This is a genomic window from Leeia aquatica, from assembly GCF_012641365.1.
In the GTDB taxonomy this organism is placed as follows: Bacteria; Pseudomonadota; Gammaproteobacteria; order Burkholderiales; family Leeiaceae; genus Leeia; species Leeia aquatica.
The window spans coordinates 147,392-169,388 of sequence record NZ_JABAIM010000004.1 but is presented as its reverse complement, the minus strand read 5'-3'; the positions used below and the strand labels follow the sequence as shown (position 1 = coordinate 169,388).

General features: G+C 59.4%; 20 protein-coding genes. 17 read left to right on the top strand and 3 right to left on the bottom strand.

Annotation, left to right across the window (positions count from 1 at the left end; all coding sequences use genetic code 11):
• The first annotated feature begins 35 nt into the window (after positions 1-35).
• The 10 genes from dnaA (at position 36) to HF682_RS15590 (ending at position 12,125) form a co-directional block, all read left to right on the top strand.
• On the top strand, positions 36-1,454 hold the full coding sequence (dnaA, locus tag HF682_RS15635) for a chromosomal replication initiator protein DnaA (RefSeq protein WP_168878268.1): 1,419 nt from the start codon (positions 36-38) through the stop codon (positions 1,452-1,454).
• 204 nt (positions 1,455-1,658) lie between these two features.
• The gene (gene dnaN / locus HF682_RS15630; protein ID WP_168878267.1) at positions 1,659-2,768 is read left to right on the top strand and encodes a DNA polymerase III subunit beta; all 1,110 of its coding nucleotides are present in this window, start codon (positions 1,659-1,661) and stop codon (positions 2,766-2,768) included.
• Positions 2,769-2,818: 50 nt separating this feature from the next.
• Positions 2,819-5,281, top strand: coding sequence for a DNA topoisomerase (ATP-hydrolyzing) subunit B (gene gyrB, locus HF682_RS15625; protein ID WP_168878266.1), 2,463 nt, complete (start codon positions 2,819-2,821; stop codon positions 5,279-5,281).
• Positions 5,282-5,535: 254 nt separating this feature from the next.
• Positions 5,536-6,648, top strand: coding sequence for a glycerophosphodiester phosphodiesterase (locus HF682_RS15620; protein WP_168878265.1), 1,113 nt, complete (start codon positions 5,536-5,538; stop codon positions 6,646-6,648).
• A gap of 197 nt (positions 6,649-6,845) precedes the next feature.
• The gene (mnmG, locus tag HF682_RS15615) at positions 6,846-8,753 is read left to right on the top strand and encodes a tRNA uridine-5-carboxymethylaminomethyl(34) synthesis enzyme MnmG (RefSeq protein ID WP_168878264.1); all 1,908 of its coding nucleotides are present in this window, start codon (positions 6,846-6,848) and stop codon (positions 8,751-8,753) included.
• A gap of 62 nt (positions 8,754-8,815) precedes the next feature.
• Positions 8,816-9,451, top strand: coding sequence for a 16S rRNA (guanine(527)-N(7))-methyltransferase RsmG (rsmG, locus tag HF682_RS15610; protein ID WP_168878263.1), 636 nt, complete (start codon positions 8,816-8,818; stop codon positions 9,449-9,451).
• Between the two features lie 21 nt (positions 9,452-9,472).
• A complete protein-coding gene (locus HF682_RS15605) occupies positions 9,473-10,264 on the top strand; it encodes a ParA family protein (protein WP_168878262.1) in 792 nt (263 codons plus the stop codon).
• A 29-nt stretch (positions 10,265-10,293) separates the two neighbouring features.
• Entirely contained in the window at positions 10,294-11,139 is an 846-nt protein-coding gene (locus tag HF682_RS15600; protein ID WP_168878261.1) for a ParB/RepB/Spo0J family partition protein, read from the top strand.
• Positions 11,140-11,172: 33 nt separating this feature from the next.
• Positions 11,173-11,469: a DUF1330 domain-containing protein gene (locus HF682_RS15595; protein ID WP_168878260.1), complete on the top strand. Its 297-nt coding sequence runs from the start codon at positions 11,173-11,175 to the stop codon at positions 11,467-11,469.
• A gap of 35 nt (positions 11,470-11,504) precedes the next feature.
• On the top strand, positions 11,505-12,125 hold the full coding sequence (locus HF682_RS15590) for a hypothetical protein (RefSeq protein ID WP_168878259.1): 621 nt from the start codon (positions 11,505-11,507) through the stop codon (positions 12,123-12,125).
• Between the two features lie 15 nt (positions 12,126-12,140).
• Here the strand turns inward: HF682_RS15590 and thiD are convergent, their stop codons facing one another.
• Positions 12,141-12,974 carry a bifunctional hydroxymethylpyrimidine kinase/phosphomethylpyrimidine kinase gene (gene thiD, locus HF682_RS15585; RefSeq protein WP_168878258.1) on the bottom strand — a complete coding sequence of 278 codons (834 nt, stop codon included), beginning with the start codon at positions 12,972-12,974 and terminating at the stop codon, positions 12,141-12,143.
• 95 nt (positions 12,975-13,069) lie between these two features.
• Here thiD and HF682_RS15580 point away from each other — a divergent pair, with 95 nt between their 5' ends.
• The 7 genes from HF682_RS15580 (at position 13,070) to HF682_RS15550 (ending at position 18,932) form a co-directional block, all read left to right on the top strand.
• Positions 13,070-13,234: a rubredoxin gene (locus HF682_RS15580; protein WP_168878257.1), complete on the top strand. Its 165-nt coding sequence runs from the start codon at positions 13,070-13,072 to the stop codon at positions 13,232-13,234.
• Positions 13,235-13,236: 2 nt separating this feature from the next.
• A complete protein-coding gene (locus HF682_RS15575) occupies positions 13,237-14,055 on the top strand; it encodes a M48 family metallopeptidase (protein WP_168878256.1) in 819 nt (272 codons plus the stop codon).
• Positions 14,056-14,064: 9 nt separating this feature from the next.
• A complete protein-coding gene (locus HF682_RS15570) occupies positions 14,065-14,484 on the top strand; it encodes a CopD family protein (protein ID WP_168878255.1) in 420 nt (139 codons plus the stop codon).
• Between the two features lie 11 nt (positions 14,485-14,495).
• Complete coding sequence (locus tag HF682_RS15565) at positions 14,496-14,996, top strand: CYTH domain-containing protein (RefSeq protein ID WP_168878254.1); 501 nt, start codon at positions 14,496-14,498, stop codon at positions 14,994-14,996.
• Positions 14,997-15,055: 59 nt separating this feature from the next.
• Positions 15,056-16,333: a glutamate-1-semialdehyde 2,1-aminomutase gene (gene hemL / locus HF682_RS15560; protein ID WP_168878253.1), complete on the top strand. Its 1,278-nt coding sequence runs from the start codon at positions 15,056-15,058 to the stop codon at positions 16,331-16,333.
• 113 nt (positions 16,334-16,446) lie between these two features.
• The gene (locus tag HF682_RS15555; RefSeq protein WP_168878252.1) at positions 16,447-17,499 is read left to right on the top strand and encodes a bifunctional nicotinamide-nucleotide adenylyltransferase/Nudix hydroxylase; all 1,053 of its coding nucleotides are present in this window, start codon (positions 16,447-16,449) and stop codon (positions 17,497-17,499) included.
• A 59-nt stretch (positions 17,500-17,558) separates the two neighbouring features.
• Complete coding sequence (locus tag HF682_RS15550; protein WP_168878251.1) at positions 17,559-18,932, top strand: nicotinate phosphoribosyltransferase; 1,374 nt, start codon at positions 17,559-17,561, stop codon at positions 18,930-18,932.
• 59 nt (positions 18,933-18,991) lie between these two features.
• Here HF682_RS15550 and HF682_RS15545 read toward each other — a convergent pair whose 3' ends face one another.
• Together HF682_RS15545 and topA are read right to left on the bottom strand one after the other, a co-directional pair.
• Positions 18,992-19,501, bottom strand: coding sequence for a hypothetical protein (locus tag HF682_RS15545; protein WP_168878250.1), 510 nt, complete (start codon positions 19,499-19,501; stop codon positions 18,992-18,994).
• A gap of 146 nt (positions 19,502-19,647) precedes the next feature.
• Complete coding sequence (topA, locus tag HF682_RS15540) at positions 19,648-21,930, bottom strand: type I DNA topoisomerase (protein ID WP_168878249.1); 2,283 nt, start codon at positions 21,928-21,930, stop codon at positions 19,648-19,650.
• Positions 21,931-21,997: the final 67 nt, after the last annotated feature.

Genomic DNA, 21,997 nt, shown 5'->3' with positions numbered 1-21,997 from the left:
TCCGCCACCCTGTTCCACCAGCCTGAAGTGTCCTCATGTCCAATGCTGTTGTCTTCTGGTCAAGCTGTCTGTCCGCTTTTGAAGCGGAGCTGACCGCACAACAGTTCAATACCTGGATCAAGCCATTGGCGGTAGAGGATGGTGGGGACGAGTTGCGCCTGCTGGTGCCCAACAAGTTTGTACTGCAGTGGGTCAAAGACAAGTTCATGGCCCGCATCCAGTTGCTGGCCGATGAATTTTTTGGCAAGCCGGTGACCATTGCGCTGACGTTGCACAGCCCGCGCACCGCGGCGGTCAGCCGCAAGCCGGAGGCCGCACCTGCGCCGACCGTGGTTACCGAAGCGGTTGTCGCAGAGAGTCGGCCCGCCAGCATTACTGCACCGTCCCCTGCAGCCGAGCCGGCGGCGACCCGTGGCCGCCCGGTGGTAGACGAGTACTCCCGGCTCAACCCGAATTTTACCTTTGACACTTTCGTTACCGGCAAGGCCAATCAGCTGGCACGCGCTGCTGCACTGCAAGTGGCCGAGAATCCAGGCGTGGCCTATAACCCGCTGTTCGTGTACGGCGGCGTGGGGCTAGGCAAGACCCATCTGGTACAGGCTATCGGCAATGTGGTGCAGCAGCACAACAAGAAGGCGCGCATTCGTTACATCCATGCCGAGAAGTATGTTGGCGATGTAGTCAAGGCTTACCAGCACAAGGCATTTGAAGAGTTCAAGCGCTATTACCACTCACTCGATGTACTGCTGATCGATGACATTCAGTTCTTCTCCGGCAAGAACCGCACGCAGGAAGAATTCTTCTATGCTTTCAATGCGCTGATTGAGGCGCACAAGCAGGTGATCATCACCTGCGATACCTTCCCCAAGGAAATCGAGAACATGGAAGACCGCCTGATCTCGCGCTTTGGCTGGGGGCTGACGGTGGCCATAGAGCCACCTGAGCTGGAAATGCGGGTCGCCATCCTGCTGAAGAAAGCGGAACAGGAGCGGGTGCAGCTGGATGAGAATACGGCCTTCTTCATCGCCAAACATATTCGCTCCAATGTGCGTGAGCTGGAAGGCGCACTGAAGCGGGTACTGGCCTACTCACGCTTCACCGGGCAAAAAGTCACACTGGAGCTGGCCAAAGAAGCGCTGAAAGATTTGCTGGCCGTGCAGAACCGTCAGGTGTCCGTGGATAATATCCAGAAGACGGTGGCGGACTTCTACAAGATCAAGGTGGCAGACATGTATTCAGCCCGTCGCTCCCGTACCATTGCCCGGCCACGGCAGGTGGCGATGGCTCTGGCGAAGGAACTGACACAGCTGTCACTGCCGGATATCGGCGAGGCCTTTGGCGGTCGTGACCATACCACCGTCTTGCATGCTTGCCGTAAAATCAATGAGTTACGCGCTGCGGAGCCGGAGATGGCGCATGATTTCAATGTGCTGCTGCAGATCCTGAAGAATTGAACAACACCCGGTACAGATTGTGTATAAGCCCGTGATTGCGGTTTACACGAAAAAGCAGTCACAATTTGTCCACAGGTAGCACCGGGGCTGAACAGTCGGGTTATTGTTGTTGCAAAGCATTGATTAAATGGAATAAAAACGGCTTTTCCACAGGATGGATCGCCTCTATTATCTACTATCAAAATCTTTAAAAGGTTATTTGATATGGCTCTCATCGAAGCGGGCAAAGACAATCTGATCAAACCCTTGTCTACCGTTACCGGTATCGTGGAGAAGCGGCATACCATGCCCATCCTCTCCAATGTGCTGATCGAAAAACAGGGCAGCAGTTTGCGCATGCTGGGCACTGACCTGGAAATCCAGATCCAGACCAGCGAGACCCTGGAAACCACAGGTGACGATGTTCGCTTTACCACCAGCGCCAAGAAGCTGCTCGACATCCTGCGCGCCTTGCCGGACAACCAGCCCATTCGGCTGGAAACCGACAGCAACAAACTGCTGATTCGCAGTGGCAAGAGCCGCTTTAACCTGCATACGCTGCCTGCAGAAGACCTGCCACAGGTACAGCTGAACACGCAGGTGCTCAACCGGATTACCCTGCAACAACGCGAACTGCGGGCTTTGCTGCAAAAAGTGCAGTACGCAATGGCCAACCAGGACATCCGCTACTATCTGAACGGGCTCTATCTGGTGAGCGAATCCGGCATGCTGAAGCTAGTGGCCACCGATGGACACCGTTTGGCCTATATCGAGACCAGCAGCAACAGTAGCGACCAGCAACGCTGCGAAGCCATCATTCCACGCAAAACTGTACTGGAGCTAGGCAAACAACTGGCGGATAACGACGAACCGGTACACATCGACATTTGCAGCAACCAGATCCGCTTCCAGTTTGGCAGCATTGACCTGGTCTCCAAGGTGATCGAAGGCAAATTCCCCGACTACAACCGGGTATTGCCAGCACATAACAACAAGATTTTCAGCATCAACCGGGTGTTGCTGCTGCAAGCGCTGCAGCGCGTCGCCATTCTCTCCAACGAGAAATTCCGTGGTGTCCGTGTCATGCTGTCCGATCACCTGCTGCGCATCCAGTCTGCCAACAGTGAACAGGAAGAAGCACAGGAAGAGCTGGATATCCAGTATCCTTACGATGCTTTGGACATCGGTTTCAACATCAACTACTTGCTGGATGTGCTGAACCACAGCAGCTGCGATGACATCCAGCTGGCTTTGGGTGACAGCAATGGCAGTGCCCTGGTCAGTGAACCCGGCAATGCCAGCTTCCGCTATGTGGTGATGCCGATGCGCATTTAAGGCTAATGCACCCGTTGTAAACCCCGATCGATACCACAAGAAGCACGCACATGAGTGAAGAACACGCACCGGCACCTGGTGGCCAGGACTACGACGAATCCAGCATTCAACAACTGGAAGGTCTGGAAGCAGTCCGCAAGCGGCCAGGCATGTACATCGGTGATACGTCCGACGGCACTGGTCTGCACCACATGGTGTTTGAGGTGGTGGACAACGCCATTGATGAAGCCCTAGCTGGACACTGCGATGACATCAAAGTGATGATCCACCCGGATAACTCCATCTCAGTGCATGACAATGGGCGTGGCATCCCTACCGGCATCAAGTTTGATGACAAGCACGAACCCAAGCGCTCAGCCGCTGAAATCGTACTGACCGTGTTGCACGCGGGTGGCAAGTTCAACCAGAACAGCTACAAGGTATCCGGCGGCCTGCATGGTGTCGGCGTGTCTTGTGTGAATGCGCTATCGCGCTGGCTAAAGCTGGTCATCCGTCGTGATGGCAAAAAGCATGTGCTGGAATTCGAGCGTGGGCATGTGCCAAACCGACCCATCGAAGTACAGAATGGTGTGGAAGTGTCACCACTGCGAGTGGTAGGCGATACCCAAAACCGGGGTACCGAAGTCCACTTCCTTGCTGACGACCAAATCTTTGGGACGGTGGAATACCACTACGACGTGCTGGCCAAGCGCCTGCGCGAGCTGTCTTTCCTCAATAATGGCGTCAAGGTTGAGTTGATCGACCAGCGTGATGGCCGTAGCGAGAACTTTGCCCATTCCGGTGGCGTACGTGGTTTCGTGGAATACATGAACCGCAGCAAGACCGTGCTGCATCCCAAGCCTTTCCATGCGGTAGGCGAAAAGGATGGCATTACGGTTGAAGTCGCCATGCAATGGAACGACAGCTATTCCGAGCTGGTGCAATGCTTCACCAACAATATTCCGCAGCGTGACGGTGGCACTCACCTGACTGGTCTGCGTACGGCGATGACCCGCGTCATCAACAAGTACATCGAAGAAAGTGAAGTCGCCAAGAAAGCCAAGGTCGAAACCACCGGTGACGACATGCGCGAAGGGCTGACCTGCGTCCTGTCGGTCAAGGTGCCGGAGCCCAAGTTCTCCAGCCAGACCAAGGACAAACTGGTGTCCAGTGAAGTACAGCCCGTAGTACAGGAAATCGTCGCCGCCAAGCTCGCTGAGTATCTGCTGGAAAACCCGCTGGATGCGAAAACGATTACCAGCAAGATTGTAGAAGCGGCCCGTGCTCGTGATGCTGCCCGCAAGGCACGTGAGCTCACCCGCCGTAAAGGCGTGCTGGATGGGGTCGGTTTGCCTGGCAAACTGGCCGACTGCCAGGAAAAAGACCCGGCCTTGTGTGAAATCTACCTGGTTGAGGGTGATTCCGCAGGCGGCTCCGCCAAACAAGGGCGTGATCGCCGCTTCCAGGCCATCCTGCCATTGAAGGGCAAGATCCTCAACGTCGAGAAAGCCCGTTTCGACAAGCTGATTGCCTCACAGGAAATTGCCACCCTGATTACCGCGCTGGGTTGCGGCATCGGCAAGGACGAATACAATCCGGAAAAACTGCGCTACCACCGCATCATCATCATGACCGATGCTGACGTTGATGGTGCGCACATCCGTACCCTGCTGCTCACCTTCTTCTACCGGCAAATGCCGGAGCTGGTGGAGCGGGGTCACATCTACATTGCGCAGCCGCCGCTGTACAAGGTCAAGCAAGGCAAGGAAGAACGCTACTTGAAGGATGAGCACGAGAAGAAGCGTTTCCTGCTCGGTGCCTGCTTGCGCGATGCCAGCCTGCATGCTTCTGCCAGTGCAGAGCCGATCAGTGGCAGTGCATTGGAGAGCATCGCTAATGACTACCTGCTGGCCGAAGCCGTGATCGACCGCGAAAGCCGGGTGATCGAGCCGGATGTGCTGCATGCCTTGCTGGAAGATGCACAGGTGGATCTAAGCAGCCAAGCCACCGCCGAAGATGCGGCCCAGCGCCTGCAAGCCCAGGTGGCTAACAAAGAGCTCACCGTTACCGCCGAATTCGACGAAGCCGACCAAAGCTGGTACCTGAAGATCACCAAGTGCCTGCACGGCAATTACAGCATCACTTACCTCGACAACAGCTTCCTCAACAGCGGCGACTACCGCCAGCTGTTGAAAACCAGCCAGGTACTCTCTGGCCTCTTGAAACAAGACGCCTGGGTGAAACGGGGTGAACACGAGCGCAAGGTGAGCAGCTTTGCCGAAGCGCTGGCCTGGCTGCAACAGGAAGCCAGCAAAGGCATGAGCTTCCAGCGCTACAAAGGCTTGGGCGAAATGAACCCCGAGCAACTGTGGGAAACCACCATGGACGTCACCGTGCGCCGCCTGCTCAAGGTACAGATCGAAGACGCCATGGGCGCTGACGAAATCTTCACCACCCTGATGGGCGACAACGTCGAACCCCGTCGTGCCTTCATTGAAACCAATGCACTGGGGGCAAGGAATATTGATGTTTGAGTATGTAAAATCGCGATAAATGCGGGTTTTTCCTGTATTTTAGGCTCCTATGAGAGCCGAATTGCTATCAATCACTTAGATAAGGTCTCCAAATTGGAGGCCTTATCCAAATCAATGTGTTTTATCAGCAAGTGCCGAAGTACGGCACTAAAAACCGCACCATGATGAGGTTCTCATCAGTGTTGGTTGTCGGGTCACTTCGCCGTAACATCCCTCTGCCATTCTGCCGTTTTCACTGTCTCGGGGAGCAGGACATGCGTTTACTGGTGGGTTTAGTGGTGGTGGCCTTGGTGGGGTGTGCGGCGCAGGGGCCGGTCATGGTCAAAGCGAAGCCTTTGATGATTGCGCATCGTGGTGCGAGTGCGCTCGCGCCGGAGCATACGCTGGCGGCTTATGAGCGGGCGATCCTGGCTGGGGCGGATTATGTGGAGCCGGATCTGGTGTCCAGCAAGGATGGGGTACTGCTGGCGCGGCATGAGAACGAGATTTCCGGTACCACCGATGTGGCGGATCACCCAGAGTTTGCCAGCCGCAAGGCCACCAAGCAGATTGATGGTGTGCCGGTCACCGGCTGGTTTACCGAAGATTTTACCCTCGCTGAGCTGAAGACCTTGCGCGCCCGTGAGCGTATTCCGGCCAACCGCCCGGAGAATGTGGCGCAAAACGGCCAGTATCCGATCCCGACGCTCTCCGAGGTGATTGCCACGGTGCGTCGCTATGAGAAGATTCAGGGCCGCCGCATCGGCATCTATCCGGAAACCAAGCACCCGAGCTATTTCCGCAGCATTGGTCTTCCGCTGGAAGAACCGCTGGTGAAAACCTTGCACGAAGCGGGTTATACCAAGCGCAGTGATCCTATCCTGATCCAGTCCTTCGAGGTAGCCAACCTGAAGCAGCTGCGCAAGATGACGGATCTGTCGCTGGTTCAGCTGATCAACAATCCGCTGAATAAACCCGCGGCCAATGGCACCCCGCAAAACACGCCGTATGACTTCATCGCTTCAGGTGACAAGCGCACCTATGCCGATCTGACCACTGCGGAGGGGCTGCGGGAGATTGCCCGCTACGCCGATGGGGTGGGGCCGTACAAGGAAATCATCATTCCGCGCACGGCGGATAATCGCCTGGGTCAACCGACCCGCTTCGTGCAGGATGCACACGCAGTCGGGCTGAAAGTGCATATCTGGACCCTGCGCCCGGAAAACCCGTTCCTGCCGGTGGAGTTGCGCAAGGGCAATGCGGGCTCGCTGACCGAGCGGGGGGATGCGCAGGCGGAGATTGTGGCCTACCTGAAAACCGGCATCGACGGCTTCTTCAGTGATGATCCGGTGGTGGGGCGTCAGGCCATCGAGCAGTTTACCCGCTGAGTGGTGCTCTGCAGCGGCGCAGGCCAACGGGTCTGCGCCGTTTGTTTTTAATAATCAATGACATGACCATATTGTGGCATCCCGCTGGAGGGCTCATGTTCCACGTGAAACACCCTGCCCTTTGGGCAGTGGCTTACGCCAAGTGTCTGATTTCCTGTAGAATACCGCTCTGAATGCTTTTTGCAGGTGCGATGTTCATGCAGTTCCCCAAGTCTTTTGATGTGATCGTGGTCGGCGGCGGTCATGCCGGTACCGAAGCCGCGCTGGCCGCAGCCCGTATGGGCTGCGAGACGCTGCTGCTCACCCATAATATCGAGACCTTGGGGCAGATGTCGTGCAACCCGTCGATCGGCGGCATTGGCAAGGGCCATCTGGTGCGCGAAGTGGATGCACTGGGTGGCGCCATGGCAATCGCCACGGACGAGGCCGGTATCCAGTTCCGTACCCTGAATTCCTCCAAAGGCCCGGCGGTGCGCGCCACCCGCGCGCAGGCAGACCGCGTGCTGTACAAGGCGGCGATTCGCCACCGGCTGGAGAACCAGCCGCATCTGACCCTGTTCCAGCAAGCGGTGGATGACCTGCTGCTGGAGGGGGATCGGGTCAGCGGGGTGGTCACGCAAATCGGCCTGCGCTTTACGGCGCGTACCGTGGTGCTGACGGCGGGTACCTTCCTCAATGGGCTGGTGCATGTCGGCATGCAGCACTACACCGCAGGCCGTGCGGGCGATCCGGCGGCGGTGACGCTGTCGCAGCGGCTGCGGGAATTGCAGCTGCCGGTGGGGCGGCTGAAAACCGGCACGCCGCCGCGCATTGATGGCCGTACCATTGATTTTTCACGGCTGGAAGTACAGCCCGGCGATGATCCGGCTCCGGTGTTCTCCTTCATGGGCAGCCGTGCCCTGCACCCGCAGCAGCTGCCGTGCTGGATTACGCATACCAGTACTGCCACGCATGATCTGATCCGCGCCAATCTGGACCGCTCGCCGATGTACGCGGGCGTGATTGAAGGCGTCGGCCCGCGCTACTGCCCGTCGATTGAGGACAAGGTCACCCGCTTTGCCGACAAGGACAGCCATCAGGTGTTCCTGGAGCCGGAAGGGCTGACCACGCACGAGATTTACCCGAATGGCGTCTCCACCAGCCTGCCGTTTGATGTGCAGTGGCAGATCATCCGCAGTTTGCCGGGGCTGGAGCAGGCACACATCCTGCGCCCCGGCTATGCCATCGAATACGATTATTTCGACCCGCGTGGCCTGAAGCAGACACTGGAGACCAAGGCCATCCGAGGCCTGTTCTTTGCGGGGCAGATCAACGGCACCACCGGTTACGAAGAAGCGGCCGCGCAGGGTCTGCTGGCGGGGATCAACGCCGCCCGGCTGGCGCGCGAACTGGACGGCTGGTGCCCGGGGCGTGATGAAGCCTATCTGGGTGTGCTGGTGGACGACCTGATTACCCGGGGCGTGACCGAGCCTTACCGCATGTTTACCAGCCGTGCCGAATTCCGGCTGCAACTGCGCGAGGACAATGCCGACCTGCGCCTGACCGAGCAAGGCCGCGCACTGGGCGTGGTGGATGATGCCCGCTGGGATGCCTTCAGCCGCAAACGGGATGCGGTGGCCACTGACATCGAGCGGCTGAAAGCCACCTGGGTGAATCCGCGCATTCTGGCGGCACACGAATCCGAGCGGGTACTGGGCCAGCGCATTGAGCGCGAATACACGCTGGCCGACCTGCTGCGTCGCCCCAATATGGATTACGACTTGTTGCACACCTTGCAGGTGAGCGGGCTGGAGGCGCTGCCTGAGCAGGCGCAGACCGATCCGGCGGTCAAAGAGCAAGTGGAAATCCAGATCAAGTACCAAGGCTACATCGACCGCCAGCAACTGGAAGTGGCGCGTGCCGAAGGACTGGAAGGCGTGCGCCTGCCGGACGATCTGGATTACAGCACGGTGCGCGGCCTCTCCAAGGAAGTGCAGCAGAAGCTGAGTCAGCACCGGCCGGAAACCATTGGTCAGGCATCGCGCATTTCCGGCATGACCCCGGCTGCAATTTCCCTGTTGCTGGTGCATTTGAAGCGGCTGGCGGCAGAGCGCAAGTCGGCATGATGGCGGCCTGCTGCACATAGCAGGCGCTCCCTACCCACCTTTTTGGATTGCATACGGTTACCATGACCCACCCGCAACTGGCAGAACAACTGGCTGACGGCATTCGCCAACTGGGCCTCGACCTTTCCCCGGCGGTGCAGCAGCAATTGATGGATTACCTCGCCTTGCTGGTGAAGTGGAACAAGGTGCATAACCTCACCGCCGTGCGCGACCCGGAACAGATGGTCACCCACCATCTGCTGGACGCGCTGGCCGTACTGCCCTGCCTCACCACCACCCAGCGCCTGCTGGATGTGGGCAGCGGCGGTGGCATTCCGGGTTTGTTGCTGGCCATTTCCCGTCCCGAGTGGCAGGTGCATCTGGTGGACAGCAACCACAAGAAAACCGCGTTCCTGCAGCAAGCGGCCATCGAGCTGAAGCTGGCGAATGTCACGGTGCATACCTCACGCGTCGAAGCGCTGAGTGGTCTGGCGTTTGATACCATCATCTCGCGTGCTTTCTCTGAGCTGGCGGACTTCGTCAAACTGGCCAAGAGCGCGCTGGCAGCGGGTGGCCGCTTCCAGGCCATGAAAGGGGTGTACCCTTTCGAGGAAATAGCCCATCTGCCAGCCGGGTTTGAGGTAGAACATGTTCAGCCGCTGGAGGTGCCGGGGCTGGGCGCAGAACGACATCTGGTCACCCTCAAGGTGACGGCCTGATCTGAGGCGGGGGAAGCACGCATGGCTTTGACGCTGGCAATTGCCAACCAGAAGGGTGGCGTCGGCAAGACCACCACCGCAGTCAATCTGGCTGCCGGGCTGTCCAGCCGCGGCCTGCGCGTGCTGCTGATTGACCTTGACCCGCAGGCCAACGCCACCATGGGTGCCGGGGTGGACAAACAGCACCTGCAGCAGACCATCTACCAGATTCTGGTCGAGGATGCCGAGCTTGCCAGCGTGCGCCAGCATTCGGACAGCGGCGGTTTTGACGTGCTGCCCGCCAACCGTGACCTGGCCGGGGCGGAAGTCGAGATGGTGTCGATGATGGCGCGCGAGCAGCGCCTGAAAGGCGCGCTGGCAGACATCAAGGCGGACTACGATCTGATCTTGCTGGATTGCCCGCCGGCGCTCAACCTGCTGACGCTCAATGGGCTGGTGGCGGCCGATTCGGTGCTGATCCCGATGCAGTGCGAATACTACGCGCTGGAAGGGCTCACCGATCTGGTCAACACCGTACGCATGGTGAAGAAGCACCTCAATCCGAAAATCGACATTCTCGGTCTGCTGCGCACCATGGTGGACAGCCGCAGTACGCTGAGCCAGCAGGTGGCCGAGCAGCTGCAAAAGCACTTTGGCAACAAAGTGTTTGATACCGTCATCCCACGCAATGTACGGCTGGCTGAAGCGCCCAGCTACGGCATTCCGGGCATGCTGTACGACAAGACCTCACGTGGCGCGCAAGCCTATCTGGCTTTCACCGACGAACTGATGGCCCGGCTGGGCCTGCAGATTGCGGAAACCGCCAGCGCCTGACCCCCTGCTATCACGAAAGGAAACCGATCATGGCCAAACTGAAAGGTCTGGGCCGCGGGCTGGATGCCCTGCTGGGCGGCGATCTGGACAGTAGCCGCGATACCTTGATGACGCTGCCGGTGTCGCGCTTGCGCCCCGGCAAATACCAGCCGCGCAGCCATATGGATGTGGCGGCGCTGGACGAGCTGGCGGCATCGATCAAGGCTCAGGGTCTGATTCAGCCGATTCTGGTGCGGGCGGTATCGGATACCGATTACGAAATCATTGCCGGTGAGCGTCGCTGGCGTGCTTCGCAGCTGGCAGGGCTCACCGAGGTGCCGGTGCTGGTGCGGGATGTGCCGGATGAGGCAGCACTCGCCATCGCGCTGATCGAGAACATCCAGCGGCAGGAACTAAACGCACTGGAAGAAGCCCAAGGCCTGCAACGCCTGATTGATGAATTTGGCATGACGCACGACAGCGCTGCAACGGCCGTTGGCCGTTCACGCAGTGCAGTAAGCAACCTGCTGCGCCTGCTGCAGCTGTCGCGCCCGGTGCAGGCGCTGTTGAGCGAAGGCGGCATCGACATGGGGCATGCACGGGCGCTGCTGGCCTTGCCACTGCCGCAGCAAAGTGCGGTGGCGCAGTCGGTGGCGGATAAGGGCTTGTCGGTGCGGCAGACCGAAGCCTTGGTCAAACAGGTACTGAACCCGCCGGTCAAAACCGAGAAAAAGGTGGATGCTGATGTGGCGCGCCTGTCAGAAGGCCTGTCGGACCGGCTGGGTGCCCGTGTTGAAGTCCGCGGCGGCAGCAAAGGTCGTGGCAAGATCGTAATCGAGTACCTGAGCCTGGAACAACTGGATGGCTTGCTTGAGCGTTTTGGCTACTCTGCCTGAACTCAACCGGCCGTTGAAACGAGGAAGGTGAGTATGACGCTGTTGAATTATTCCTATGCCAAGCTGAAAGACATGGACGCTTTCAAGGCGTATGTCGGTGCTGCTGCCCCGCTGATGGTCGAGCTGGGTGTCGAGGTGGTTGTCCGCGGACGTTATGCCCATGCCCTGCGTGGAGAAGCGCCTGGCGCTGAGGTGGGCGCTGTATTTCGTTTCCGTGATGCGGCGCATGCAGACCGCTTTTATGGCGATGTGCGCTACCAAGCGCTGGTCCCTTTGCGGGATCAGGCATGCGACATGACCATCCATTTCTACGAAGAGATCCCGGCCTGACTGCCGAATGGCGTATTTTCCTCTGGAGAAACCATATGAAGGCACTTTTTACCGGCTGGGGTACTCGCATGCTGATCACCGGCGTCATACTGACGATGGGTCTTGCCCATGCGGAAGATAATGATGCGGCCCTGCAAGACTATGCCGACCTTCTAAGCAAGATGCAGACCGGCCAAGTGACGCTGCAAGGGGATGATCCTGCAGCTAAAGTCAAGCTGCCACCAGGTTGGACACTGGTGCACCGAGGCAGCAATAAAGGCCTCTGGTTTCTGATTGAAGGTCGCAACCCCAAAGACAGCAAATGCACGCTGTTGTTCGCCCAGAATGACAACAAGTTCTTCTTTGCCAGCCCCAAGGGCACCGGGTCACCCGTTGCCGTTTACGCCGGTCCTGGAATGGATTCCCCGACGTCTCCTCAAAAGGTAGAAGTGTCGATGCGACTGAATGAGCAGAGTGGGCGGGCACCATTTGCGTGGATGCCGGGAGCCTACCTGATCACCCCGATCAAGCTGCAGGAAACGGTGAAAAGCATTGTTGACCGGGGCGATTTTGAAATGATGCTTGATGGCAAAACCGTGCTGGTGGCGGCCACCGAAGGCGGCTTCAAGGGGCGTGATGCCATGCTGGCGTGCATGGCGAAACATAAGCTGCGTTGATGGAGCTTGGGTGGCTTAGTCTTCGCTGCCACCCTCTTCTTCCACTGCCCAGTACAGCCGGTCCGGCAGATGTTGGCCCATGCCGGGACGGAAGGCATGCTGCAGGGTCTGCCAGGTGTAATCTTGCGCATCCTGCACCGCCTCTTTCAGTACCAACCCGCTGGCCAGTCCGGTGGCAATACCGGCGGAGAGGGTGGCGCCGGCACCGTGATAGCTATGCGGAAAGCGCGGCCAGCTCGATTCCAGCAGCTTGCCATCCTGTTCATGATACAGGCGGTTGATTACGTCGCTGGTCGGGTCCAGCGTGCCGGTGATCATCACATATTCGGTGCCCAGCGCGAGCAGACGAGCGGCCAGATCGTCCAGTCCGTATTCCTCTTCTTCCTCGTCCTGCTCGGCCTGCAGCAGGCGGCGGGCTTCCAGCAGGTTCGGCGTAATCAGCGTGGCTTGCGGGATCAGCATTTCGCGCAGGGCGTCGATGATGTCATCGTCCGCCAGCTGGTCACCGCGGCGTGACGCCAGGCAAGGGTCCAGAATCAGCGGAATATCCGGATAGTCGGCCACGATTTCGGCAATGGCGGCGATGCCCTCTACGCTACCCACCATGCCCACCTTGAAGGCCGTCACCGGTATATCTTCCAGCACCGCGCGGGCTTGCTCGGCAATCCAGTCTGCCTCTATTGGCAGCACGCTTTCCACGCCGAGGGTATCCTGCACGGTAAGCGCGGTCACCACCGATAAAGGGTGGCCGCCCATGCTGGCAATGGTCAGAACGTCGGCTTGCAGGCCACCGCCACCGGTGCTGTCACTGGCGGCAAAGGAGAGAACGATGGGTGGGCTGTCGGACATGGTGCAGAGGGGCTGGCTTCACAGTAAAATGGCATTCTACCCCATGCTGCGTGCTACTGCCTGTACCACGCTGCAAGTCATCAGTGAGGAATCGCATGAAAACCTATATGTGCCTGATTTGTGGGCTGATTTACGATGAGGCTGAAGGCCGTCCGGAAGACAATATTGCGCCAGGTACCCGCTGGGAGGATGTGCCGATGAACTGGACCTGCCCAGACTGCGGTGCGCGCAAGGATGATTTTGAAATGGTGGAGATCTGAGCATGGCCCGCCCATGGTTGCGCAAAGGCATCGCGCTGGCGGTGGTCGCCAGTTTGTCGCTGGTGGCCTGCAAGTCGGTCAAGACTACGGATAGCGGTGTGGTCGGCGTCAACCGCAAGCAGAGCATGATGGTCAGCGCCAAGCAGACCGAAGACATGGCGCTGGCTGCCTATCTGCAGGAAAAGCAGGAAGCCGGAAGTGCCCTGAACGCCGATCGCAAGGCGTATGAGCGGGTGCGGACCATCAGCAATCGCCTGATTGCCCAGGTGGGCGTGTTCCGTCAGGATGCACAGCGCTGGAACTGGGAAGTGAATGTCCAGCGCAAGGATGAAGTGAACGCCTACTGCATGGCCGGTGGCAAGATCATGGTCTACACTGGGCTGATCGACCGGCTGAAAGCGACGGACGATGAGCTGGCTGCAGTAATTGGTCACGAAATTGCCCACGCGTTGCGCGAGCATTCACGTGAGCGCCTGTCGCAAGCCTATGGGGCATCGCTGACCCTGTCGATCCTCGGTGCTGCGGCCAAGCTCAATACCCAGCAGCAGGATCTGCTGGGACAGGCCTTTACGGTGGCATACACCCTGCCGCACAGCCGTGAGCACGAGAGTGAGGCGGATCTGATGGGGCTGGAGCTGACGGCACGTGCGGGGTATGACCCGCGTGCTGCGGTGTCGCTGTGGGAGAAGATGGGTAATCTGGGTGGCGGCAAACCACCGGAGATCCTCTCCACCCATCCGTCCGACAAGACCCGTGCCCAGACCCTGCGCGATGCCATGCCCAAGGTGGTGCCGCTGTACGAAGCCGCCCGCAAGCGCTAAGGAGGCAGGGTGAACAGTTACGGCATTCTCAAGGCACTGCACCTGGTTTTTGTGATCAGCTGGTTTGCCGGGCTGTTCTACTTGCCACGTATTTTCGTCAATCTGGCGATGGAAACCGACGCCAAGGCCACCCTGCGGCTGACGCTGATGGCCAGCAAGCTTTACCGCTTCATGACGCCGCTGGCGCTACTGGCGGTGACGTTCGGTTGCTGGTTGTGGCTGGGCTTCGGCATCAGCGGCGGCTGGCTGCACGCCAAGCTGGCGCTGGTGCTGCTGCTGCTGGTGTATCACGGCTGCTGTCGCCAGTTGCTCAAATCCTTTGTTGAAGGCCGCAACCAGCGTAGCCACCGCTGGTACCGGGTATTCAATGAAATCCCGGTGCTGCTGCTGTTTGCAGTGGTGTTTCTGGTGGTGCTCAAGCCGTTCTGAAAGGTCACATCATGGCGTATGAAATCGAACGCCGTTTCAAGGTCAACGGCGAGCGCTGGCGTGGTTTGGCCCCTGGCATCTGGTATCGCCAGGGCTATGTCTCGGTGGAGCCGCAGCGCACCGTGCGGGTGCGGGTGGTGGGTGAGCTGGCCTGGTTGACCCTGAAAGGGCAGATTTCCAGCATGCGCCGCCACGAATTCGAGTACCCGGTCCCCTTGGCGGATGCCGAAGCCATGCTGACCCACCTGTGTGCCATGCAGGTGGAGAAAAAGCGCTACCGCATCGAACTGGATGGCTTTATCTGGGAAGTGGACGAGTTCTTCGGGGATAATGCCGGTTTGATTCTGGCTGAGATAGAGCTACCCGACGAGCACACGCCGTTCACCCGCCCGGACTGGCTGGGCGAGGAAGTGACCGAGGATGGCCGCTATACCAATGCCTGGCTGTCGCAACACCCGTATACGCAATGGGCTGATCCTGCGCAAGGCAGCCCGGTGCCGCCTGCGCCATAGTGGCCCCTGATTCTGCGCAGCCTGCGGGCTGTGCCCTACCCCTGTGACTGGATAAGCCCATGAACCGTAACCAGCAATTGTTTGAGCGCGCCCAGCGCAGTATTCCCGGCGGTGTGAATTCACCCGTTCGTGCTTTCAAATCCGTCGGCGGCACGCCGCGCTTTATTGACCGCGCCCAAGGCCCTTATATGTGGGACGCGGACGGCAAGCAATACATCGACTATATCCAGTCCTGGGGGCCGATGATCCTCGGCCATGGCGATGCTGATGTGGTGGCAGCGGTGCAGCAAGCGGCGACACGCGGCTTCTCCTTTGGCGCGCCCACCGAGGGCGAGGTCGAGCTGGCGGAACTGATCTGCGAGCTGCTGCCCAGCATGGAGCAGGTGCGGCTGGTGTCGAGCGGTACTGAGGCGACCATGAGTGCCATTCGTCTGGCGCGGGGCTTCACCGGGCGCAGCCTGCTGATCAAGTTTGAGGGCTGCTATCATGGTCACAGCGACTCGCTGCTGGTCAAGGCGGGCTCTGGCTTGCTGACGTTTGGCCAAACCAGCTCGGCAGGGGTGCCGGAAGAAATCGCTCGGCATACCCTGGTGCTGCCGTTCAATGACCTGCCTGCACTGGAAGCGGTATTTGCGGAAAAAGGCGCCGAGATCGCGGCAGTGATCATCGAGCCCTTTGCCGGTAACATGAACCTGATTGCACCCGGTGAAGCCTACCATCGTCGTTTGCGTGAGCTGTGCACAGCCTCTGGCGCCGTGCTGATTTTTGACGAAGTGATGACCGGTTTCCGTGTGGGGCTCACCGGGGTGCAAGGACGCTATGGCATCACGCCAGACCTGACCACGCTGGGCAAGGTGATCGGCGGCGGCATGCCGGTGGGGGCATTTGGTGGCCGCCGCGACATCATGGCGCATATTGCGCCGCTGGGCGGGGTGTACCAGGCCGGTACCCTCTCCGGCAACCCGCTGGCCGTGACGGCCGGTCTGGTAACGCTGAACAAGATTCGTCAACCCGGCTTCTACGAGACGCTGAGTCAGCGTGCCGCACGGCTGGCTGCGGGCTTGCAGGACGCGGCCCGCGAAGCGGGTGTGGTGTTTTCGGCGCAGAGCATGGGCAGCATGTTTGGCCTCTACTTCACTGCGGAAGTCCCGCAGAATTTTGCCGAAGTGACCCGCAGCGATATCGCCCGCTTCAACGCCTTTTTCCACGCCATGCTGGACGAAGGCGTCTATCTGGCGCCGAGCGCCTATGAGGCCGGTTTTGTCTCCATTGTGCACGATGATGCGGTGATTGACGCCACGCTGGCCGCGGCGCGGCGAGCGTTTGCCCGTATCTGAAGCGACCAGGCAAGCCGGGCCGCCGGCTTGCCAACCCTGCGCGACAGTGGCATAGTCATCACAGGTCCGAGAGACGGACCCTTGTGTTGAACCTGCGATGGAGAATCGCTGCCATGAATCATTACACCCATCTGGTGTACATCGGCCGTTTTCAGCCGATGCATGCCGCACACCTCAAAACCCTGCAGCGTGCGCTACGCCTGGCTGACCATGTGATTGTGCTGGTCGGTACCGCCTTCAAACCTCGAACCATCAAAAACCCGTTCAGCTATGAAGAGCGGCGCATGATGCTGCTGGACTGCCTGAGTAACGAAGAGCGCGAGCGGGTCAGCATCCTGCCGCTACGCGATTACCTGTATAACGAACACCAATGGCTGGCACAAGTACACGCGACGGTTGCGCAGCAGGTGGCACACCTGCAGGAGCCTGCGCGCATCGGCTTGATCGGCCACCTGAAGGATCACAGCTCCTATTACCTGAAAACCTTTCCGCAGTGGACGCTGGAAGATGTTGAGAATATCGACGGTCTGGATGCCACTACGTTGCGGCAATGGTATTTCGGTGATGACAGCAACGAGAGTGGTACGCCGCGCTGGGACATGCTGCTGCGTACCCGGGTACCGCTGCCGGTGCTGGATTACCTGCGCGCCTTTGCTGAAACCCGCGATTATCTGTTGCTGAAGCAGGAGCAAGCCTTTACCCAGCAGTACCGTGCCGCCTGGGCTGATGCGCCCTACCCACCCACCTTCTTTACCGTCGATGCGGTGGTGGTGTGTCAGGGGCATGTGCTGCTGGTGAAGCGGCGCGCACAGCCGGGCAAAGGGCTGTGGGCGCTGCCGGGTGGTTTTGTCGGGCAGGATGAGCGGGCGGAAGAGGCCATGCTGCGCGAACTGCGAGAGGAAACCGGCATCGACGAGATGCGCGCCATCTTGCAGACCTCGATCAAGGATCGCCGTCTGTTCGACCATCCGGAACGCTCCTTGCGTGGCCGCACGCTGACCGAAGCCTTCCTGATTGAACTGCCGTGGTTTGAACTGCCCAAGGTCAAAGGCGGGGACGATGCGGAAAAAGCCCGCTGGTTTCCGCTGGGTGATCTGCCGGAGCTGGAGCATCACCTGTACGAAGATCATCTGGAAATCATCAACGGCCTGCTGGGTGTGGCCTGAACACCCAGCGCACCGGAAAGACCGGTGCGATCCATCATTGCAACCGGAAGGGGTGCACCATGTTTGACAATCTGATCCTCAATACCGATTCCTACAAGGCCAGCCATTACCTGCAATATCCGCCAGGCGCTTCGGCCATGTATTCCTATATCGAATCGCGTGGCGGGCGTTTTGACCGTACCGTGTTTTTCGGCCTGCAAAGCATCCTGCAGGACTATCTGTCCAAGCCGATCACTGCCGGGATGATTGCCGAGGCGCGCGAGCTGTTTGCCGCCCACGGCGAACCGTTCAACGAAGCGGGCTGGCAGCACATTCTGGACGTACACCAGGGGCGGCTGCCCTTGCGCATTCGCGCGGTGGCGGAAGGCAGTGTGGTACCGACCCACCAGTGTCTGGTGACGGTAGAATCGACCGACCCGGCGGCGTTCTGGCTGGTCAGCTATCTGGAGCCGGTGCTGCTGCGGCTGTGGTATACCACCACGGTGGCGACGGTATCGTGGCACGCCAAGCAGATCATCCGCCGTTATCTGCAAGCGACCTCGGATGACCCGGCTGGGCAATTGCCTTTCAAGCTGCATGATTTCGGGGCGCGCGGGGTATCCAGTACCGAGAGCTCGGCGCTCGGTGGCCTCGCCCATCTGGTCAATTTCATGGGCACCGACACCGTGCTGTCGCTGGTAGCTGCGCGCCGTTATTACGATGAGCCAATGGCGGGCTTCTCGATCCCGGCGGCGGAGCACTCGACCGTCACCAGCTGGGGGCGCGAGCATGAGTTTGATGCTTATCGCAACATGTTGCAGCAGTTCGCCAAGCCGGGTGCATTGCTGGCGGTGGTGTCCGACAGCTATGACCTGTTCCACGCCATCGAGCAGGGCTGGGGCGGCGAGCTGCGCGAGCAGGTGGTAGCCTCAGGTGCCACGCTGGTGGTGCGCCCCGATTCCGGCGACCCGGTGGAAATCGTGCGCAAGAGTGCCGAGATGCTGGCCGAGCAGTTTGGCGTGACCCTCAACAGCAAAGGCTACAAGCTACTCAACCATGTGCGCCTGATTCAGGGCGATGGCATCAATCTGCAAGCCATTGAGGCGATCCTGGCGGGCCTGCAGGCCAAGGGCTTTGCCGCTGACAATATCGCGTTTGGCATGGGCGGAGCGCTGCTGCAGCAATGCAACCGTGATACGCAAAAGTTTGCCATGAAGTGCAGTGCCATGCAGGTCAATGGTAGCTGGCGCGATGTGTACAAGGACCCTGTCACCGATCATGGCAAGGTCTCCAAGAAGGGCCGTGTGGCGCTGTATCGTCGAAATGGCGCCTATGTCACCACCGCCACCCCCTTGCCGGGTGATGAGGATGCCATGCTGACGGTGTTTGAGAATGGCGCACTGTGCCATCGCCATACTTTGGCCGAGGTGCGGGCGCGTAGCGAAGCGAGATGAACGTGACATGGTTTCACGTGAAACCATCCAGCAAAACGGGCAGCCAGGCTGCCCGTTTTTTACTTCTTTAGCAGCTGTAGCTGGCCATCCGGCAGGATGTTGACCTTCATCTTGTTGCGGGCGGGTTTGAAGCTGAGTTGCTGGCCTTTGCGCACCACTTGCAGAGACTCTTCGTCACCCGTTTGGTAGTCGAAGCGCACCATGGATAACGCTTTGCCGTCCCCCGCCATCGGGTGCAGAAAGGCGGTGCTGCCATTACGTTCGCTGACGAAATCGAGTTGCAGCAGGTCGCCACCGTGCAGGTGGTAATCGGTCTGTAGTTGCGGCTCAGCAGCGATGACGCCACTCTCCTGCAGACTGCCATCCGCGCGCTTCAGGCTGGCGCGGTAGTACACCGTCACCCCCATCGGGTTTTCCGGCATACATTCAAACACTTGCCACTGTTGCTGCTGAACGGTCTTTTTGAATACCGATTTGAAGCAAGGGTCGCTGGCGACGGGAGCTTTCTCGGCGTGGGCCGCGCCTGCGAGGCACAGGGCAGCCAACAGGCTGATTCGAACTAAGGTCATGGGTTTTCCGGCAAGGTTAATCGCCTCGGGCGGAGGCATGCTGATGTCTTATCATCGCACAAGAAAAACCCGCCTGCCTAGGGGGCCAGGCGGCGGGTTTGCCGGGTAGCAGCTTGTGCGACCCGGGGTGACACAGGATGCGACCGTCAGGCTTTGGGCTCGGGCGGCGTCACCACTTCGCTGTAACCACATTCCTTTTGCGGGCACACTTTTTCGGTGCCACGGCGCTTGGTGGTCTTCAGGGTCAGAATCGGCCACTTGCACTGCGGGCAGGCTTCAGCCAGCGGTGGATTCCACGTCGCGTATTTGCAGGCCGGGTAGGTATTGCAGCTGTAGAACAGCTTGCCATAGCGGCTCTTGCGCTCGATCAGCGTGCCTTTGTTGCACTCCGGGCAGGTGACACCGGTGTCCTTGGGCTTTTCCAGCGGCTCGATGTGCTTGCAGGTCGGATAGTTGGCGCAGCCGACAAACTTGCCATACGGGCCATTCTTTAGCACCATGCCGCCGCCACATTTCGGGCAGATACGGCCTTCCACCAGCGAGGGTTCCACTTCTTCCTCTTCGGCGTTGCCGTTGAGGTTGCGGGTGTAGTCGCATTCCGGGTAGCCCGAGCAGCCGACAAAACGGCCCCGCTTGCCAAAGCGGATGGTGAGCTGCTTGCCGCACTTGGGACAGGCTTCGTCCAGCGCCTCATGCGTGACTTCGGCACGAGTCAGGTTCTTCTTCTCCTCCACCTGCTTGTGGAAGCCTTTCCAGAATTCCTGCATCACCGGAATCCAGTCGCGATCGCCATTGGAGATCTCGTCCAGCTTGTCTTCCAGCTTGGCGGTGAAGTGGTAGTCCACGTACTGGGTGAAGTGCTCGGTGAGGAATTTGTTGACCACTTCACCGGTGTCCGTCGGAGTCAGCCGCTTCTTGTCCACCAGCACATACTCACGGTCTTTGAGCGTGGTAATGATGCTGGGGTAGGTGGACGGGCGGCCAATGCCGAACTCTTCCAGTGCCTTGATCAGGCTGGCTTCGGTATAGCGCGGTGGTGGCTGGGTAAAGTGCTGGTCACCGTACAGGCGGTCGACCGGCAGCACATCGCCTTGTTCCAGCACCGGCAGACGGGCGTTGTCCTCATCCTCGGCGTCGTCCTCGTCTTCCAGATAGACCGCCATGAAACCGGCAAAGGTCAGTACCTGGCCGCTGGCGCGGAACAGGTTGCCACTGCCCACTTCGATATCAACACTGGTCACATCAAAGCGGGCCGGGGCCATCTGGCTGGATACCGTGCGCTTCCAGATCATTTCATACAGCTTGAACTGGTCCGGCGTCAGAAAGCCCTTCATCGCTTCCGGGGTGCGGAAGATGGAGGTCGGGCGAATCGCCTCGTGCGCCTCCTGCGCATTCTTGGCCTTGTTTTTGTATTGCACCGGCTGCGCAGGCAGGCTGTCAGCCTCAAAGTTTTTGCTGATGTAGTGGCGGATCTCGGTGACGGCCTCAGCCGCCAGTGCTACCGAGTCGGTACGCATATAGGTGATCAGACCCACCGGGCCGCTGCCAATGTCGATCCCCTCGTACAGCTGCTGGGCGGCACGGGTGGTACGGTCGGCCGTCAGGCCCAGCTTGCGGCCCGCCTCCTGCAGCATGGTGGAGGTGGTGAATGGTGCCACCGGGCTGCGCGACTTGCGCTTTTTCTCCACCTGTACCACGTTGGCCGGGTGGCCATTGAGGCTGGCCAGCACCTCGCTGTGGCGGACATCATTGTTGATGTCGAACTGCTCCAGCTTCTTGCCTTGATACTGGAACAGCTTGGCGGAGAAGCGGGTGCGGCTCTTGTGGCTATCCAGATGGATGGACCAGTACTCCTGGCTCTGGAAGGCGCGGATTTCCAGCTCACGCTCGCAGATCAGGCGCAGCGCCGGGCTTTGTACCCGACCGGCAGAGAGCCCTTGGCGAATCTTGCGCCACAGCAGCGGTGACAGGTTGAAACCCACCAGATAGTCCAGCGCTGACCGTGCCTGCTGGGCGTTGACCAGATCGGATGCGATGTCGCGCGGGTTGGCCACCGCGTCTTTGACCGCGCTCTGGGTGATTTCGTGGAACACCACCCGGCGAATGGTCTTGTTGACGGTGAGCCGCTTGCCTTTGAGGATTTCCAGAATATGCCAGGAAATCGCCTCGCCTTCGCGGTCCGGGTCAGTCGCCAGATAGACGTTGTCGGCGTCTTTCACCGCCTTGGCAATGGCATCCACATGCTTGCTGTTGCGTGCAATCACCTGGTATTTCATGGCGAAGTCGTTGTCGACGTCTACCGAACCGTCCTTGCGCACCAGTCCGCGCACATGGCCATAGGAGGCCAGCACCTCAAAGTCGGCACCGAGGTATTTCTTGATGGTCTTCGCCTTGGCGGGCGATTCCACGATCAGCAGATTGGCTGCCATAGTCTCTTCTAAGCTTTCAAACAAACGCCCCACCAAGGTGAGGCGTGTTACGTATTTTTTCCAGTGT

Excerpts from the sequence above, each read along its gene's own strand:
- dnaA (WP_168878268.1), top strand. The coding sequence starts at position 36 with ATGTCCAATGCTGTTGTCTTCTGGTCAAGCTGTCTGTCCGCTTTTGAA.
- dnaN (WP_168878267.1), top strand. The coding sequence starts at position 1,659 with ATGGCTCTCATCGAAGCGGGCAAAGACAATCTGATCAAACCCTTGTCT.
- gyrB (WP_168878266.1), top strand. The coding sequence starts at position 2,819 with ATGAGTGAAGAACACGCACCGGCACCTGGTGGCCAGGACTACGACGAA.
- HF682_RS15620 (WP_168878265.1), top strand. The coding sequence starts at position 5,536 with ATGCGTTTACTGGTGGGTTTAGTGGTGGTGGCCTTGGTGGGGTGTGCG.
- mnmG (WP_168878264.1), top strand. The coding sequence starts at position 6,846 with ATGCAGTTCCCCAAGTCTTTTGATGTGATCGTGGTCGGCGGCGGTCAT.
- rsmG (WP_168878263.1), top strand. The coding sequence starts at position 8,816 with ATGACCCACCCGCAACTGGCAGAACAACTGGCTGACGGCATTCGCCAA.
- HF682_RS15605 (WP_168878262.1), top strand. The coding sequence starts at position 9,473 with ATGGCTTTGACGCTGGCAATTGCCAACCAGAAGGGTGGCGTCGGCAAG.
- HF682_RS15600 (WP_168878261.1), top strand. The coding sequence starts at position 10,294 with ATGGCCAAACTGAAAGGTCTGGGCCGCGGGCTGGATGCCCTGCTGGGC.
- HF682_RS15595 (WP_168878260.1), top strand. The coding sequence starts at position 11,173 with ATGACGCTGTTGAATTATTCCTATGCCAAGCTGAAAGACATGGACGCT.
- HF682_RS15590 (WP_168878259.1), top strand. The coding sequence starts at position 11,505 with ATGAAGGCACTTTTTACCGGCTGGGGTACTCGCATGCTGATCACCGGC.
- thiD (WP_168878258.1), bottom strand. The coding sequence starts at position 12,974 with ATGTCCGACAGCCCACCCATCGTTCTCTCCTTTGCCGCCAGTGACAGC.
- HF682_RS15580 (WP_168878257.1), top strand. The coding sequence starts at position 13,070 with ATGAAAACCTATATGTGCCTGATTTGTGGGCTGATTTACGATGAGGCT.
- HF682_RS15575 (WP_168878256.1), top strand. The coding sequence starts at position 13,237 with ATGGCCCGCCCATGGTTGCGCAAAGGCATCGCGCTGGCGGTGGTCGCC.
- HF682_RS15565 (WP_168878254.1), top strand. The coding sequence starts at position 14,496 with ATGGCGTATGAAATCGAACGCCGTTTCAAGGTCAACGGCGAGCGCTGG.
- hemL (WP_168878253.1), top strand. The coding sequence starts at position 15,056 with ATGAACCGTAACCAGCAATTGTTTGAGCGCGCCCAGCGCAGTATTCCC.
- HF682_RS15555 (WP_168878252.1), top strand. The coding sequence starts at position 16,447 with ATGAATCATTACACCCATCTGGTGTACATCGGCCGTTTTCAGCCGATG.
- HF682_RS15550 (WP_168878251.1), top strand. The coding sequence starts at position 17,559 with ATGTTTGACAATCTGATCCTCAATACCGATTCCTACAAGGCCAGCCAT.
- HF682_RS15545 (WP_168878250.1), bottom strand. The coding sequence starts at position 19,501 with ATGACCTTAGTTCGAATCAGCCTGTTGGCTGCCCTGTGCCTCGCAGGC.
- topA (WP_168878249.1), bottom strand. The coding sequence starts at position 21,930 with ATGGCAGCCAATCTGCTGATCGTGGAATCGCCCGCCAAGGCGAAGACC.